General features: G+C 69.0%; 13 protein-coding genes. 5 read left to right on the top strand and 8 right to left on the bottom strand.

The annotated features are described in order from the left end of the window. Positions 1-211 precede the first annotated feature (211 nt). Complete coding sequence (locus tag ACSQ3D_RS24250; RefSeq protein ID WP_436128562.1) at positions 212-1,618, top strand: diguanylate cyclase domain-containing protein; 1,407 nt, start codon at positions 212-214, stop codon at positions 1,616-1,618. 185 nt (positions 1,619-1,803) lie between these two features. Here ACSQ3D_RS24250 and ACSQ3D_RS24245 read toward each other — a convergent pair whose 3' ends face one another. The 5 genes from ACSQ3D_RS24245 to ACSQ3D_RS24225 all read right to left on the bottom strand — a co-directional run bounded on the left by ACSQ3D_RS24245 (position 1,804) and on the right by ACSQ3D_RS24225 (position 6,323). After that, positions 1,804-3,231 (bottom strand): FAD-binding oxidoreductase, encoded by a 1,428-nt coding sequence (locus ACSQ3D_RS24245; RefSeq protein ID WP_436128561.1) that lies wholly within the window; start codon positions 3,229-3,231, stop codon positions 1,804-1,806. Positions 3,232-3,243: 12 nt separating this feature from the next. Further along, positions 3,244-4,299 (bottom strand): serine endopeptidase, encoded by a 1,056-nt coding sequence (locus ACSQ3D_RS24240; RefSeq protein ID WP_436128560.1) that lies wholly within the window; start codon positions 4,297-4,299, stop codon positions 3,244-3,246. 92 nt (positions 4,300-4,391) lie between these two features. Further along, positions 4,392-5,189 carry a DUF2145 domain-containing protein gene (locus ACSQ3D_RS24235; RefSeq protein WP_436128611.1) on the bottom strand — a complete coding sequence of 266 codons (798 nt, stop codon included), beginning with the start codon at positions 5,187-5,189 and terminating at the stop codon, positions 4,392-4,394. 79 nt (positions 5,190-5,268) lie between these two features. Next, complete coding sequence (locus tag ACSQ3D_RS24230; protein ID WP_396504955.1) at positions 5,269-5,724, bottom strand: hypothetical protein; 456 nt, start codon at positions 5,722-5,724, stop codon at positions 5,269-5,271. Between the two features lie 104 nt (positions 5,725-5,828). After that, a complete protein-coding gene (locus ACSQ3D_RS24225) occupies positions 5,829-6,323 on the bottom strand; it encodes a YiaA/YiaB family inner membrane protein (RefSeq protein ID WP_056420228.1) in 495 nt (164 codons plus the stop codon). A gap of 229 nt (positions 6,324-6,552) precedes the next feature. Here ACSQ3D_RS24225 and ACSQ3D_RS24220 point away from each other — a divergent pair, with 229 nt between their 5' ends. Together ACSQ3D_RS24220 and ACSQ3D_RS24215 are read left to right on the top strand one after the other, a co-directional pair. Further along, on the top strand, positions 6,553-7,752 hold the full coding sequence (locus ACSQ3D_RS24220) for a saccharopine dehydrogenase family protein (protein ID WP_436128559.1): 1,200 nt from the start codon (positions 6,553-6,555) through the stop codon (positions 7,750-7,752). Between the two features lie 143 nt (positions 7,753-7,895). Then, positions 7,896-8,801, top strand: coding sequence for an EamA family transporter (locus tag ACSQ3D_RS24215; protein ID WP_056420608.1), 906 nt, complete (start codon positions 7,896-7,898; stop codon positions 8,799-8,801). A 143-nt stretch (positions 8,802-8,944) separates the two neighbouring features. Here ACSQ3D_RS24215 and ACSQ3D_RS24210 read toward each other — a convergent pair whose 3' ends face one another. After that, complete coding sequence (locus tag ACSQ3D_RS24210) at positions 8,945-9,463, bottom strand: Lrp/AsnC family transcriptional regulator (protein WP_056420232.1); 519 nt, start codon at positions 9,461-9,463, stop codon at positions 8,945-8,947. Positions 9,464-9,623: 160 nt separating this feature from the next. Between ACSQ3D_RS24210 and ACSQ3D_RS24205 the strand changes: the two genes are divergently transcribed. Next, positions 9,624-10,640 carry a 1-aminocyclopropane-1-carboxylate deaminase gene (locus ACSQ3D_RS24205; protein WP_056172646.1) on the top strand — a complete coding sequence of 339 codons (1,017 nt, stop codon included), beginning with the start codon at positions 9,624-9,626 and terminating at the stop codon, positions 10,638-10,640. Positions 10,641-10,931: 291 nt separating this feature from the next. Then, a complete protein-coding gene (locus tag ACSQ3D_RS24200; RefSeq protein WP_436128558.1) occupies positions 10,932-11,933 on the top strand; it encodes a Bug family tripartite tricarboxylate transporter substrate binding protein in 1,002 nt (333 codons plus the stop codon). Positions 11,934-11,996: 63 nt separating this feature from the next. On the opposite strand, the gene ACSQ3D_RS24195 is transcribed toward ACSQ3D_RS24200, so the two are convergent. Beyond that, entirely contained in the window at positions 11,997-13,982 is a 1,986-nt protein-coding gene (locus ACSQ3D_RS24195) for an MFS transporter (protein WP_436128557.1), read from the bottom strand. Further along, on the bottom strand, positions 13,979-14,929 hold the full coding sequence (locus ACSQ3D_RS24190) for a hypothetical protein (protein ID WP_436128556.1): 951 nt from the start codon (positions 14,927-14,929) through the stop codon (positions 13,979-13,981). The genes ACSQ3D_RS24195 and ACSQ3D_RS24190 overlap by 4 nt, the downstream gene beginning before the upstream one ends. Between the last annotated feature and the right edge of the window lie 10 nt (positions 14,930-14,939).

The following is a 14,939-nucleotide window of genomic DNA, read 5'->3' as shown; positions in this document are numbered from 1 at the left end:
CCTCCAACACCCAAGGCCCGCTGCCAGCGCCGCTGGGCAGTGCGCTTAGCACAGCGCAGCGACGGCCTGCGGGCTCCCACCGCCTTCGTTACATTTTGTTGGAGAATGTCAACAGAAGTTTCTGATAGGTGCAGCGAAATGGCCTGCGAGGCCGCCGACAGAGACAATCGAGGGGACGCTGTCGTCCTTGCCGGCCCCTCCCACTCCACGCATGCTCCGCACCCTTGCCCCCTACCGGCCCCTGGCACCGCCGCTTGTCTGGTCCGGCCTGGGCATGCTGGTGTTTGCGGCCTGCCTGGTGGGCATCTTCGCGCGGCCCATCGGCTTCCTGTCGGCCTTCTGGCCCGCCAATGCCCTGCTGCTGGGCCTGCTGGTGCGCTACCCCACCCTGGCGCGGCCACCCGCGTGGATCGCCGCCGGGCTGGGCTATGTCGCGGCCGACCTGATCACGGGAAGCCAGTGGGGCATGGCGCTGTGGCTCAACGCGGCCAACCTGCTCAGTGCCACCGCCGGCTGGCTGGTGCTGCGCCGGCTGGACGAGAACACCCTGCGCCTGCGGCGCACCGTGTCGGCCCTGTACCTGCTGCTGGCGGCCCTGGCGGCCAGCACCGTGGGCGCCCTGGCGGGCTGCGGCGCCGCGCCGGTGTACTTCAACGCTCCGTGGTACGACCTGCTGTCGCTGTGGTTCAGCACCGAGCTCATGAACTACATGCTCATCCTCCCCGTGGTGCTGGCAGCCCCGCGCGCCGACGACCCGCCCCCACCCACCCAGGGTGCATCCGGCGGCTCGCTGTTCTGGCGCGTGGCGCCGGTGAGCTCGCTGCTGCTGGCAGAGGGCGTCCGCACCGTGATCGGCGGGCCCGGCATGCTGGCCTTCGTGGTGCCCGGGCTGCTGTGGTGCGCCCTGAGCTACAGCACCTTCACCGCCAGCCTGCTGTCGCTGGTGGTGTGCCTGTGGACCATGGCGGGTGTCGCGACCGGGGTGCTCAACTTCACGCCGGCGCACGCCAGCGATGTGTTCTCGCTGCGCGTGGGCGTCACGCTGCTGGCCCTGGGGCCACTGGCCGTGGCCTGCGCCAGCGCGGCCCGCGCCCAGGCCTTGCGCCGGCTGGACCACGCCGTGCGCCACGACGACCTCACGGGCGTGCTGGCGCGCCGCGCGCTGCTCAAGCAGGGCGAGCGCCTGCTGGCACGCCACCAGCGCGGGTGCGCCGGTGCAGCCGTGATGATGCTCGACGTCGACCACTTCAAGCAGGTGAACGACCAGCACGGGCACGGCGCCGGGGACCAGTTGCTCATCGGCATCGCCAGGACCCTGGCGGACACACTGCGCCCCCAGGACCTGCTGGGCCGCATGGGCGGCGAGGAGTTCGCGGTGGTGCTGCCCGGCGTATCGCCCGGCGAGGCGCAGGCCATAGCCGAGCGCATGCGCTCTGCGGTGCAGCAGCAGCACTTCGGCACAGGCCCCGGAACGCAGCCGTACGCCACGGTCAGCATCGGGCTGGTGCATAGCTCCACCATGGGCGGGGACGCCGACCTGGAGGTGCTGCTGCTGGCGGCAGACACGGCACTGTACCGGGCCAAGGCCGAGGGGCGCAACCGGGTGGCGGTCGGCTAGGTCCAGAGCGCCTGCGCCCGGTTGCTGTGCGGGGCATGCAGGCTGGGCGGCCGCCACGCTGACGACACTCCAGACACTCCAGACACTCCAGACACTCCAGACACTCCAGACACTCCAGACACTCCAGACACTCCAGACACTCCAGACACTTCGGACAAAGGCAACGGCAACCGCGCGGCCTCAGGCTACAGATACTGCCTCCACAGCATGTTGGTCATCCGCCCTTCCGGGTCCCACAACGCCTTGATGGCGCGAAACCGGTCGGCCTGCGGGTACGCTGCCGCGAACTGTGCCTGTGTGGCATGGCGCTGGTAGGGCAGGTAGTAGGTGCCGCCGTGCTGCAGCGCCCAGTCGATCAGCGCACGCGTCCACACGGCCACTGCTTCACAGGCCTCGGGGCTGGTGCCCTGCTTGTAGTACAGCACCCATGAAAACACTTCCTCGCGCGCCCAGGCCATGACGGCATCGGGGTCGGGCGGCGCGTGGCGCACCGAGATGTTGAGCACCTGCGCCCCGTGCTGCGCCAGGATGCGGGCCAGGCCCCGCGTGAAGGTGGCGAACTGGGCCACGGGCACGAAGTACTCCTGCAGCACGTAGGTGGACTGCGCGCGGCTCGCGGGCTCGAGCGAGGCGGCATCCAGGCTCGCCTCATGGTTGCGCCACACCACCGGCTGCCCACGCAGCAGCGCCGGGCGCACCACCTTGTGCTGCAGCTGGTGGCCGCCCGGCAGCTCCGTCACGGCCCAGATCACGCTTTTGTCCAGCGTATAGGGCAGCCCGCGCGGCACCAGCCGGTCGGGCACGGTCACGGACTTGTCGGTGCGGGCCCAGGTCACGGCGGTGGCGCGGTCGAACGCCGGGGGCAGCAGGTCTGCGTTGTGCATCACGGCCTGCGGGTTCGCGGCCACCTTGGCGGCAAAGAAGCCTCGGTAGTCCTCCAGGGCCACGTGGGCCACGGTGCGCTCCATGGGGGTATTGGCATCCAGGTCCAGCTCCACTTCGGTGATCACGCCCAGCCCACCGTATCCGCCCAGGGCAGCGCGGAACAGGTCGGGGTGCTGCAGGCGGCTGGCCTCGCGCACCTCGCCGCTGGCCAGCACGATCTGCAGGGCCCGCACGGACGCGCCGATGGGCCCATGCCCCACATAGCGGCCATGCACGTTCACCGACACCGACCCGCCCACCGTGAAGTTCGCGTAGCTCTGCATGGTGCGCACCGCCAGGTCGTGGGGGTCCAGGTGGTCCTGTACATCGCGCCAGCGCATGCCGGCCTGCACACGCAGCTTGCGGGCGCTGGTGTCGAGCCACACCAGCGCATTCATGCGCCGCATGTCGACATGCAGCCCGCCCTCCACACCCACCTGCCCGCCCATGCTGTAGCGCGCGCCCCCCACGGCCACTGCGCCGGGCCATTGCCTCACTGCCCGCACCACGTCCTGCAAGCCTGTGGGTACCACCACCCGCGACACGCGCACGGCGTACAGGCGGCTCGCGTTCTCCACCAGCACACCGGGCGCGCTGTGGGGCGCCACTGGCCACGCAGCACTGCCAAGGCCTGCAGCGGCCAGTGCGCCCAGCAGTTGTCGGCGGCGCAGCCCCTGCACGGCGGTCACGCGGGGGCCCGCTCAGTCATCCCGCGCCAGCTTGACCCCCGCCCCTGTCCCGCAAGCGTGGCAGAACCTCGCGAACGCACTCTTGCGCGTGGTGCAGGTGCCACAATGGTCAAACAGGCCGATGCCGCAGTGCGGGCAGAAATCGATCGTCTCGTTCTTCAGGTCCACCGGCCGCTCGCAGCCGGGGCACACGCTCTTGGCCAGGCGGGCCAGGGCGACGTCGTAGCTCAGCTCCTTGCGGCGCTCCTGGTCGGGCAGGGCCTCGGCCAGCTTCTGGCGCTCCAGGTAGCGGTTGAGCGCCAGGATGGCGTAGCGCCCCACCAGCGCCGTGACGCCGATGCCCACCACGTAGCGCACATAGCCGCCGTAGCTCGGCAGGTAGGGCACCAGCTCCACGAAGAACGCGAACAGCGCGAAGAAAATGAAGCCCCACACGAACGGCCAGTAGGTGCCCTTGCGCTTCTTCACGAACAGCCAGCCGGCAACAACCAGCAGCGGCAGTGTGAGCGCCAGGCGGTACAGGAACACGCGCAAGTCGACCTTGCGGCGCTCGGCCTCGAGCTTCACGTAGCCGTCGGCCTCCATCGCGTTCAGGCGCTCCTGCGTGGCTGCGGCCCCCTGGCGCGCATCCAGCGCGGCCTGCTGTTGCCGCTCCACGGCCTGCTGCGTGGCGCGCTCGGCGAGCTTGAGCCCATCGAGCGCCTGGGTGCGGGCGATGACCTCGGGGTCCTGGTCGGCGCGCTGGGTGGCGGAGCGGGTGGCGAGCCAGTTGTTGAAGGTCTCGCGCGCGGCCTGGGTCTCGCTGCGGGCCTTGCTGCGCTGCAGCTGCGCCTGCTCCAGCGCGGTCTGCGCATCCTGCTCGGCCTGGCGCGCCTCCTTGACCTGCGCGCGCAGCTTCTCGGCGGCGGCGCGGTCGAGGAAGTCGTCCACCTGCAGCGGCGTCTCGACCTTGGGCAGGTCGCCCACGATGGTGCCGCCCAGCCCGATCAGGAAGCTGGCAAACACCACCGCCACCAGCCACAGGCCGCGGCGAAACCACTTCTCCGACAGTCGCAGGGATTTGCTCATGGTCGTTTGCTCCTCACGGGTGCCTGAAGCGCAATGCTTCTTTTTTGATAGCTGCCAGCGCTTGACCATCAAGCGGTAGCAGCACTTTTCATTCAATTCTTGATGGTCACCGGGGCCGACGCCAGCTGCGCACGCTGCAGCCACGCCAGCACCGAATCGACAGTGACGGTCTCGATGCGGTCCGAGAAGCGCTTGTCGCTGGGGTGGTCGTCGAACGCGATGTTGGCCGAGCCCACGCGCCCGCCCATGCGGGTGAGCGGCCCGAGCTTGAGCGTGGTGGGCTCATAGCCCTTGAACTGCAGCCAGGCCTGCGCCTGCTCGCGGCTGCGCACCGTGGCGGGCTCCATGGCCACGGCCAGGGTCTCCAGCGCCCACTGGTTGGACTGCTGGTACTTGCGGCCCCACGCGTAGCTGACCATGCTGTAGGGCGGGTGCTGCAGCGTCTTGGTGCGGGCGGTGTCCTGCAGCACGGCCAGCAGGCGCTGCTGCACCTCGGGCGTGGGCACGGCGTAGACGGCCTCGTAGCGCCACAGGTCGTCCAGGAAGAACTCGCCCAGCCCCTGGCGGTACAGATAACCCACGGCCGTGCCGCATTCGTTGAGCTTGTGGGCCACGCGCCAGGGGCCCTCGGGCGTCTTGTAGGCCCAGCCCAGGTGCGAATAGCGCAGGCCGTACTTGGAGAGGTCCTGCCCCGCGCGGCCGAGCACCACCACCTGCGCGCCGGACTTCGCATGCTCCGCATCCAGCGCGGCCGAGGTCTGCTGGGCCAGCTGCATGCCGCGCTCGATCACCTTGGCCGGCACGGGCTTGGCGGCCTCGCAGGAGCGGCCTGCGTGGGCCGCAGGCGCAGCCAGCAAGGCCGCGCCCGCCACCAGGGCCAGGCCGAGCATGGTGGGGTTGAAAGAAGAGCGCACGCGGGCCTGCGCAGGGGTCGTCACGGTCATCAGCTGCATATTCATGGCGGAGCCCTTACAGACGCTCGTTGTGCAGCAGCGCACGGCCGATGGCGTTGGGCACGAAGGCGATCGCCTCGCCCGCCACCGACAGCACCACGCCCGTGCCGATCACGCTGCAGGTCACCACGGTGCCCACGGCGTGCGCCGATGCGCCCACGCCGCGGCCCGCCACCTCGACGCTGACCCGGGCGCCGTCCGATGCGCGCTCCAGCAGGTACACCGTGCCGGTGGCCGATGCCTCCACCGTCTTCACCGTCAGCACCGCACCGGCGACCGACAGGGCCGCGGGCACCGTCACGACCGCGCCAGCGGCGGCAGACGCCACCGAGGCCGTGCCCACCACCGACGCGATGGGCAGCAGCGACAGCGCGGCCGAGGCCTCGCTCTGGGCCCGTGCGGGCAGGGCAGCCAGCGTGCACAGCAGGCCGGCGGCCAGGGCAAGGGTCAGGATCTTGGGCAATGTCTTCATGGTTTCACTCCTTGCGGAAGGTGCTGCGCAGTAGCGCGGCAGCACCGGATTTTTCAGGGCAACCTCCGAGCATCCGCCATGGCTTCATGGCGGACGCCGGAAACTCAGCTGGCGTTGTTACCAGACGTAGCAGGATGTGCTGCGGCCGCTTCGCGGCGGCCTTGCAGGCGCGCTTCGAGCAGGTCCGCCTCGTGGCGGTCGCGCAGCATCTTGGCCAGCGTGAACGCGGTGGTGATCAGGTACAGCCAGCTCACGCCCAGAAAGGCCTTGTAGGTCACGTTGATCTCCATGCCGAACAGGCCCCATCCGGTGAGGCCCATGGCCACCACGAAGCCGCCCCAGACCACCAGCTTCCACATCGGTGTGTCGCCCGCGCCGCGCCGCGCGGCGCTCTCGTTGTCCCGCACGAACTTGGCCAGCACGAACGCGGCCGAGAGGCAGAACACATAGCCCATCACCATGAACGCCTGCTCCAGCTGCTCGCCCGGCAGCCAGGCCAGCCCCACGGCGCACAGGAACACGGCGATGCCGAACGAGACCCACACCTGGAGCTGCCATGCACGGGTGTCACGCTGGATGAGGGTGGAAGAAGACGACATACAAGTGGGGTGGCCTGAAAGGGCCGTGGTTGAACACGCAGCGGATAGTGCCGCGCCGGCCCGCCGCCGCCGCCAACGGGTTGCGCCAGTGGCGGCTGCCCGGCTCATTGGTATCGAATGGCGATACTTTCATCGCATGGACCGGGGCACCTGGGCGACATCACTGCACCGGCTTGTCTTTGACAATCGCAGCCTTTGACTGCTGCAACGCCCGCACGGAGACCGCCCCATGACCACCGCCAAACCCTTTGACATCGTCGTCCACGGCGCCACCGGCTTCACCGGCCGCCTCGTCGTCGAATACCTGCTGCAGCGCTACCCCGCCGGCAGCGGCCTGCGCTGGGCCATGGGCGGGCGCAGCGCCGACAAGCTGGCCGCCGTGCGCGACGAAGTCGGCGCCCCTGCGGACACCCCGCTCATCGTGACCGACAGCACCGACCCCGCCAGCCTGCAGGCCCTGATGGCCCAGACCCGCCTGGTGCTGACCACCGTGGGCCCCTACCAGCTGTACGGCAACGAACTCGTGGCCGCCTGCGCCGCGGCCGGCGTGGACTATGTGGACCTGTGTGGCGAGCCCGCCTGGATGCGCCAGATGATCGACGCGCACGAAGCCGCCGCCCAAGCCAGCGGCGCGCGCATCGTGTTCTCGTGCGGGTTCGACTCCATCCCGTTCGACCTGGGCGTGTTCCTGCTGCAAAAGGAATTCGGCCAGCGCTTCGGCCACCCCGCACCGCGCGTGCGCGGCCGGGTGCGCAAGATGAAGGGCACCTTCTCGGGCGGCACCGCCGCCAGCCTGAAGGCCACCATGGCCGCCGCCGCCGGCAACCCCGCCGTGCTGGACCTGCTCAAGAACCCGTTCTCGCTCACGCCCGGCTTCGAAGGCCCGCGCCAGCCCACCGGCCACAAGCCCATGGTGGACGAGGCCCTGGCAGGCCCGGGCGGTGAGGGGGTGTGGGTCGCCCCCTTCGTGATGGCCGCGATCAACACGCGCAACGTGCACCGCTCCAACTTCCTGCTGCAGCACGCCTATGGCGCCGATTTTGTCTACGACGAGATGCTGATCACCGGCACCGGCGAAAAGGGCGAAGCCATCGCCAATGCCGTGGCGGGCGACAAGTCGCTCGGCTCCGACAAGGGCCCCAAGCCCGGCGAAGGCCCCTCGCGCGAAGAGCGCGATGCGGGCTTCTACGACGTGCTGTTCCTCGGCACCGACGCGGCAGGCCACACCCTGCGCGTGGGCGTGAAGGGCGACCGCGACCCAGGCTACGGCTCCACCTCCAAGATGATCGCCGAGGCCGCCGTGTGCCTGCTGCAGGACGCCACAGGCACCCCCGGCGGCATCTGGACCACGGCCCCGGCCATGGGCGATGCGCTGATGAAGCGGCTGCAGGCGAACGCGGGGCTGAGCTTCGCAGTCGAAGCCGGCTGATGGATTGCGCCGCCGGCGCGGTGGCACCGGCTGTCCGTTTCTGACCGAAGCCCGGCCCGCCATGCCCGGCGCGCGCCCTGCGGCTGGCCGACAATTCCGGCCAGTCCTGCTGCCGCTGCTTCGCCACCATGAACACCTCCACCCTGCGCCCCCGCGACCTCTGCCTCGCACTGCTCGTCATCGTGGTCTGGGGCCTCAACTTCGCCGTCATCAAGGTGGGCGTGGCCGACATTCCGCCCATGCTGCTGGGCGCGCTGCGCTACCTGCTGGCGGCCTTCCCGGCGTTGCTGTTCGTGCGGCCGCCCAAGGTGCCGCTGCGCCTGTACCTGCTGTACGGCATGACGATGGCCGTGGCCCAGTTCGCGCTGCTGTTCACCGCCATCCACATCGGCATGCCCTCGGGCCTGGCGTCGCTGGTGCTGCAGGCGCAGTCGTTCTTCACCCTGCTGCTGGCCGCATGGTGGCTGCGCGAGCCGTGGCACGGCAACCAAGTGGCGGGCCTGGCGCTGGCGGCCGTGGGGCTGGTGCTGATCGGCAGCGCGCACGGCGCGTCCATGCCACTGGCGGGGTTTGCGCTCACCGTGGCGGCGGCGGCGATGTGGGGCTGCGGCAATATCGTGACGCGCGCCGTGGGCCGGCATGGGCCGATGAACCAGTTCGCCTTCATCGTGTGGTCCAGCCTGGTGGCGCCCCTGCCCTTCGTGGCGCTGTCGCTGTGGATCGACGGGCCCGGCGCGGTGCTGGCGGCCGTGCAGCACCTGTCTTGGAAGTCGATGGCCGCAGTGGCGTACATCGCGTGGATCTCCACGCTGCTGGGCTTCGGGCTGTGGACGTACCTCATGTCGCGCTACCCCGTGAACCGCGTGGCACCCTTCACGCTGCTGGTGCCGGTGGTGGGGCTGACCACGGGCTGGCTGGTGTTTGGCGAGGCGCTGCAACCCGTGCACTTTGCGGGCGCGGGGCTGCTGATGGCCGGGCTGGCGGTGAATGTGTTCGGTGGGGCGGTGTGGGACCGGCTGACGGGGCGTGCGCGGGAGTCAGCGCGCTGAGGCCTTCCGATTGCCGCAAAAATCCCAGAACACCACTACCCGTTCACGCTGAGCCTGTCGAAGCGCCGCGCTAGGTTTCGACAGGCTCAGCCCGAACGGTATTGCTTTTTGGGGGGAGCACTCTGGCAGCGCGAGTTGGCGAATCACACCGCCAGCGGTAACTCCGTCGTCGACAGCACATTGCGCAGCACCATGAACGAGCGCACCTGGCGCACGCCCGGCAGGTAGAGCAACTGCTCGGCGTGCAGGCGGTTGAAGCTGTCGTTGTCGCGCGTGCGCACCAGCATGAAGTAGTCGAACTCGCCGGTGACCACATGGCATTCCATGCAGCCGGACACCTTGGCCGCGGCCTTCTCGAACGCCGCGAACGAGTCGGGCGTGGAGCGGTCCAGCACCACGCCGATCATCACCAGCATGCCCGCGCCCACCGCACGCGGGCTGAGCAGCGCCACCACCTTGTCGATGAGCCCCAGGCGCTTGAGCCGCTCCACGCGGCGCAAGCAGGCGGGCGGGCTCAGGTGCACCTTGGCGGCCAGCGCCACGTTCGACAGCGATGCGTCGCGCTGCAGCAGCCGCAGGATGGCCTTGTCGGTGCGGTCCAGGGCCTCCAGCGTTTCCTCCGTGGCATCCACATTCTTTGCACGAACTTTTGTTGCGCTCATTTGCTCATCACCAAAATTTCTATCACCCATTATTCATTGAGCAGCATCAAAACACCAAATTTCACGCAGAGTTCACAACCCCGTTAGGTGCGTGTTTTCCTACGATGGATGCACGGCAGACGCCCCGGTCTGCGCCCCATCACCGCTTGAGGAAACCGCCATGAACCTGCAGAAATTCGCCCGCCATCCGCTCACCTTCGGGCCCTCGCCCATCACCGCGCTGCCGCGCCTGTCGGCCCACCTGGGCGGCAAGGTGCACCTGTATGCCAAGCGCGAGGACTGCAACTCGGGCCTGGCCTTCGGCGGCAACAAGACGCGCAAGCTCGAATACCTCATCCCCGAGGCGATTGCGGGCGGCTACGACACGCTGGTCTCCATCGGCGGCATCCAGTCCAACCAGACGCGCCAGGTGGCCGCCGTGGCCGCGCACCTGGGCATGAAGTGCGTGCTGGTGCAGGAGAACTGGGTCAACTACTCCGACGCGGTGTACGACCGCGTGGGCAACATCGAGATGAGCCGCATCATGGGCGCCGACGTGCGCCTGGATGCCGCGGGCTTCGACATCGGCATCCGCCCCAGTTGGGAGCAGGCCATGGAAGACGTGAAGAAGGCCGGCGGCAAGCCCTTCCCCATCCCGGCCGGCTGCTCCGAGCACCCGTACGGCGGCCTGGGCTTCGTGGGCTTTGCCGAAGAAGTGCGCCAGCAGGAAAAAGAACTGGGCTTCCAGTTCGACTACATCGTCGTGTGCTCGGTCACGGGCAGCACGCAGGCCGGCATGGTGGTGGGCTTTGCGGCCGACGGCCGCGCGCGCAAGGTGATCGGCATCGACGCATCGGCCAAGCCCGAAAAGACCCATGCCCAGGTGCTGCGCATCGCGCAGAACACGGCCAAGCTGGTGGAGCTGGGCCAGGAGATCACGGCCGAGGACGTGGTGCTGGACACGCGCTACGGCGGACCCGAGTACGGCTTACCCAACGAGGGCACGCTCGAAGCCATTCGCCTGTGCGCCCGCCAGGAAGGCATGCTCACCGACCCGGTGTACGAAGGCAAGTCCATGCACGGCATGATCGACATGGTGCGCAAGGGCGAATTCCCCGAAGGCTCTCGCGTTCTGTACGCGCACCTGGGAGGGGTGCCGGCGCTCAACGCCTACAGCTTTCTTTTTCGCAACGGCTGATGCCCCGCGCGAGGAGACGGAGCAGCAACGCCTGTGCCGGCTGGCCGGGCTGTCGTTGATCTGACCCATCTCTCGTTTTCACTCCTTTGCATTCCCTCGGACCCGCTCACGCCGCCGGGTCCCACCGCCATGGCACCGGGCCTTCCCGGGTCCATGGCGGCTGATCGAACTTCCGTGGTATCGACAGGCCCTGGCGGGCCGCCAGAGCGAAACGAAGACTGGCGCATCCTGGACCCTGTCCGCAGGTAGCAACGGCTGAACACAACCAGCCCTCATCCGAAGGATCGCCGAATGAACCGCTTGCCTCTGACGCGACGCACTGGCGTCGCCCTGTCCATCGCTGCGATCGCAGCCGCCGCAGGCCTGGGTCTGTCGCCCCTGGCCCGAGCAGACGGCTACCCCGCCAAACCGGTCCAGCTGATCGTGCCCTTCCCGCCGGGCGGCGCGGTGGACATCGTGGGCCGGCTCATCAGCAAGAAGCTGGGCGAGCGCCTGGGCCAGGCGGTGGTGATCGAAAACAAGGCGGGCGCGGGCACCATTGTGGGTGCGTCCTTCGTGGCCAACGCCCCGGCGGACGGCTACACGCTGCTGATCAGCTCGGGCTCCACCTTCACCGTCAACCCCGCGCTCAACAATAAGCTGCCCTACGACCCGGTCAAGAGCTTTGAGCCCATCGGCATGGTGGCGCGCGTACCGCTGATTTTGCTGGCCCACCGCGATGTGCCGGTGAGCAACCTGAAGCAGCTGATCGCCGCGGTGAACCGAGCGCCCGACAAGTTCTCGTACGGCTCGTTCGGCAGCGGCACCACCGGCCACTTCGCGGCCGAGCTGATGTGGTCGGCCACCGGCGTCAAGCTGATGCACGTGCCCTACCGCGGCAGCGCGCCCGCCATGAGCGATTTGATCGGCGGGCAGATCCCGTTCACCATCGACACGGTGGCCGCCGCGCTACCGCAGCTCAAGGGCGGCAAGATCAAGCCCATCGTGGTCACCGGCGCCACGCGGGCCACGCAGCTGCCCGATGTGCCCACGGTGGCCGAAAGCGGCTTTGCGGGCTTTGCCGCGGACTCGTGGCTGGCGGTGGTGGCGCCGCGCGGCCTGCCCGCCGATGCCAAGGCCAAGCTGGGCAAGGCGCTGGCCGAGACCATGGCCGATGCAGAGATCCGCAGCAAGCTCATCGCCAGCGGGCTGGAGCAGGCCTACGCCAGCGGCGACGCGGTGCAGGCCCAGATCGAGGACGAGTTGCCGCGCATGCGCGCGATTGCGCAGCGCGCGAACATCAAGGCGGAGTGAGCGTGACCGCGGCCCGCATGCCCACCGTGGGCGCGGGTGCGGTCCGTTGACGGCAAACCAGGCTCAGAGCAGGCGCGCCACCTGCTCGCGCAGCGTGGCCGGCTGTACGTCGCGCGCAGCGATGGGCGCACCCACATTCAAGCCCACGCGGCTGTAGAACCCGCGGCGGAACGGCCGCACCATGGCGCCGCCTTTTTCGATGCGGCTGAAATACGAGCCCCACAGGTTGGTCAGCGCCATGGGAATCACGGGCGCCTCGACGCCCTCTTCGCGCGCACGCTCTATGATCTTCATGATGCCGCCCTTGAACTCCTGCAGCTGGCCGTCCTTGGTGATGCCGCCCTCCGGGAAGATGGCCAGCAGATCGCCCTCACGCAGCACCTGGGCCGCGCGCTCGAAGGCCGCGTCGTAGGTCGCGGGGTCTTCCTTGTACGGCGCGATCGGGATCGCCTTGGCTAGGCGGAACAGCCAGCCCAGTACCGGCACGCGGAAGATGCGGTGGTCCATCACGAAGTAGATGGGGCGCGGGCTGGCGGCCATGAGCAGCACCGCGTCGATGAAGCTCACGTGGTTGCACGCCAGGATGGCCGCGCCGGTGGTGGGCAGGTGCTGGTCGCCGTGCACCTTGAAGCGGTACACGAAGCGCGAGGACACCCAGGCCACGAAGCGCAGCAGGTACTCGGGCACCAGCATGAAGATGTAGAACGCCACCACCGCGTTGGCCAGGCCGGTGAACAAAAAGATCTGCGGCACCGTGAAGCCCGCGCCCAGCAGGGCCCCGGCGATCAGCGAGCTGCCGATCATGAACAGCGCATTCAGGATGTTGTTGGCCGCGATGATGCGCGCGCGGTGCGTGGGCTGGCTGCGCATCTGGATCAGCGCGTACATGGGCACGCTGTACAGGCCGGCGAACAGGCTCAGCAGGGCCAGGTCGATCATCACGCGCCAGTGCTGGCTTTGCGACAGGAAGGTGGCCAGACCCATGATCTCGGATGCAGGCAGGCTGCGCGACGCGAAGTACAGGTCGATGGAGAACACGCTCATGCCGATGGCCCCGAGCGGCACCAGGCCGATCTCGACATGGCGGCGCGAGAGCACCTCGCACAGCAGCGAGCCGATGCCGATGCCGATGGAGAACACCACCAAGAGCAGCGATGCCACCTGCTCGTTGCCGTGCAGCACCTCCTTGGCCAGGCTCGGAAACTGGCTCAGAAACACCGCACCGAAGAACCACATCCAGCTGATGCCCAAGAGCGAGCGGAACACCACGACGTTCTGCCGCGCCAGCTGCAGGTTGCGCCAGGTTTCGGTGAAAGGGTTCCAGTTGATGGTGAGGCCCGGGTCGGTGGCCGGCACCGACGGGATGAACTGCGCCACCACCCGCCCCACCAGCGCCAGCGCCACACAGGCGATGGCCACCGTCGTGTGGCCGATGCCGGGCAGCGCCACCAGCAGGCCGCCCGCCACGTTGCCCAGCAAGATGGCCACGAAGGTGCCCATCTCGACCATGCCGTTGCCGCCGGTGAGCTCGCGCTCGCTCAGCACCTGGGGCATGTAGGCGAACTTGACCGGCCCGAACAGCGTGGAGTGCACGCCCATCAGGAAGGTGCACAGCAGCAGGATGGGCACGTTGCCCGCGACGAACCCGGCGGCCGCCACGAGCATGATGGCGATCTCCAGGTTCTTCACGAAGCGGATCATCTTCGTCTTGTCGTACTTGTCGGTCAGCTGGCCCGACGTGGCCGAGAACAGCAGGAACGGCAGGATGAACAACGCGCCGATCACCAGCCCCGCCATCGCCGGCGGCAGCCAGCCCACGCTGAGCTGGTAGGTCACCATCACGGTGAAGGCGAACTTGAAGAGGTTGTCGTTGGCCGCGCCGGAGAACTGCGTCCAGAAGAACGGGGCGAAGCGCCGCTGGCGCAGCAGCGCGAACTGGTTCGGGTCCTCATGACCATGTGGCCCATGTTGCCCGTTATGCCCGTGGGCGGGGTGGCCTGCGGCCTGCGCGGGGGGCACGCTCGATGCGGTGGTCTCGGCGGGGGTCATGCGTTTCTCCTCGTAGCCGATGGATCGGCGGTGGCCGCTGCGCCTGTCGCGGCGACAGGGGCAGTGGCCGTGTTCTGGTAGGGACCGGCGCGCACAATGCGCGCGACACCCACGGTGTGGGCGCCATTCTGCCCGGTGCGGATGATGAACATGGTGTCGGGCGTTGCTTTGTGGCGCAAAGCCTCCACCGCCATCAGCACCGGCCACGCGGCGCCTGCCGCCAGCACGTGCTTGAGGCTGTGGCCCGACACCCACTGCGCCGTGGCATCGAACACCGCGTGGTCTGCCGCTTCAAAGAGCTTGGCCAGCCCGTACATCGCGATCACGGCCCCCAGGTGCACCGGCGGCGTGCCCGCACGCCGGGGCAGCACGGCCAGCACCAGCACGACCAGCATGCCGCCCAACTGCACCACGGCCCAGGGCAGCAGGTTGGCGGTGTGCGCCCACCACAGCACGGCAGCGGGCCCCGCCAGCAGCACGGCGCCCATCGCGGCCCAGCCAGCGCGGCCGCTCACCCGGCCCGCAGCGGCCAGGCCCAGCAGCCCCGCGAACGGCAGCACCATGCCCAGCCGGTCCCACAGCAGGCCCGCATCGTTGGGCCACAGGTGGTACAGCGTGGAGCCGATGGCGGTGAACACCAGGCCGGCGAAGAACAGGTGCGCCCCAGCGCGGGAGGCACCGTCGATGGCGCGCCGCTCCACACCGCGCAGCCACCACAGGCCCCACACGCCCGCGGCGGCGAACGGCAGGTTGCTCAGCACATCGAGCGCGCAAGGGATGCCCCACAGCAGGCGCTGGTCGGCAAAGTCGTGCTGGTGCACGCTGGCGGGCAGCACCGGGCCGAACAGCGCCAGCGCCGCCAGCAGCATGGCAAGCCCTAGCAGGGCCGCTTCGGTGCGCGACAGGCCGGGCCTGCGCGCGGGGGATGACAGGTAGGAGGGGGACATGCGGGACCGT

The sequence above is a fragment of the Acidovorax sp. LjRoot117 genome, from assembly GCF_964252695.1.
Lineage (GTDB): Bacteria > Pseudomonadota > Gammaproteobacteria > Burkholderiales > Burkholderiaceae_C > Acidovorax.
The sequence above is the reverse complement of the archived record's forward strand: the minus strand, read 5'-3'. Positions and strand labels throughout refer to the sequence as shown.

Excerpts from the sequence above, each read along its gene's own strand:
- ACSQ3D_RS24235 (WP_436128611.1), bottom strand. The coding sequence starts at position 5,189 with ATGCTCGGCCTGGCCCTGGTGGCGGGCGCGGCCTTGCTGGCTGCGCCT.
- ACSQ3D_RS24190 (WP_436128556.1), bottom strand. The coding sequence starts at position 14,929 with ATGTCCCCCTCCTACCTGTCATCCCCCGCGCGCAGGCCCGGCCTGTCG.
- ACSQ3D_RS24220 (WP_436128559.1), top strand. The coding sequence starts at position 6,553 with ATGACCACCGCCAAACCCTTTGACATCGTCGTCCACGGCGCCACCGGC.
- ACSQ3D_RS24205 (WP_056172646.1), top strand. The coding sequence starts at position 9,624 with ATGAACCTGCAGAAATTCGCCCGCCATCCGCTCACCTTCGGGCCCTCG.
- ACSQ3D_RS24240 (WP_436128560.1), bottom strand. The coding sequence starts at position 4,299 with ATGAGCAAATCCCTGCGACTGTCGGAGAAGTGGTTTCGCCGCGGCCTG.
- ACSQ3D_RS24200 (WP_436128558.1), top strand. The coding sequence starts at position 10,932 with ATGAACCGCTTGCCTCTGACGCGACGCACTGGCGTCGCCCTGTCCATC.
- ACSQ3D_RS24225 (WP_056420228.1), bottom strand. The coding sequence starts at position 6,323 with ATGTCGTCTTCTTCCACCCTCATCCAGCGTGACACCCGTGCATGGCAG.
- ACSQ3D_RS24250 (WP_436128562.1), top strand. The coding sequence starts at position 212 with ATGCTCCGCACCCTTGCCCCCTACCGGCCCCTGGCACCGCCGCTTGTC.
- ACSQ3D_RS24210 (WP_056420232.1), bottom strand. The coding sequence starts at position 9,463 with ATGAGCGCAACAAAAGTTCGTGCAAAGAATGTGGATGCCACGGAGGAA.
- ACSQ3D_RS24195 (WP_436128557.1), bottom strand. The coding sequence starts at position 13,982 with ATGACCCCCGCCGAGACCACCGCATCGAGCGTGCCCCCCGCGCAGGCC.
- ACSQ3D_RS24230 (WP_396504955.1), bottom strand. The coding sequence starts at position 5,724 with ATGAAGACATTGCCCAAGATCCTGACCCTTGCCCTGGCCGCCGGCCTG.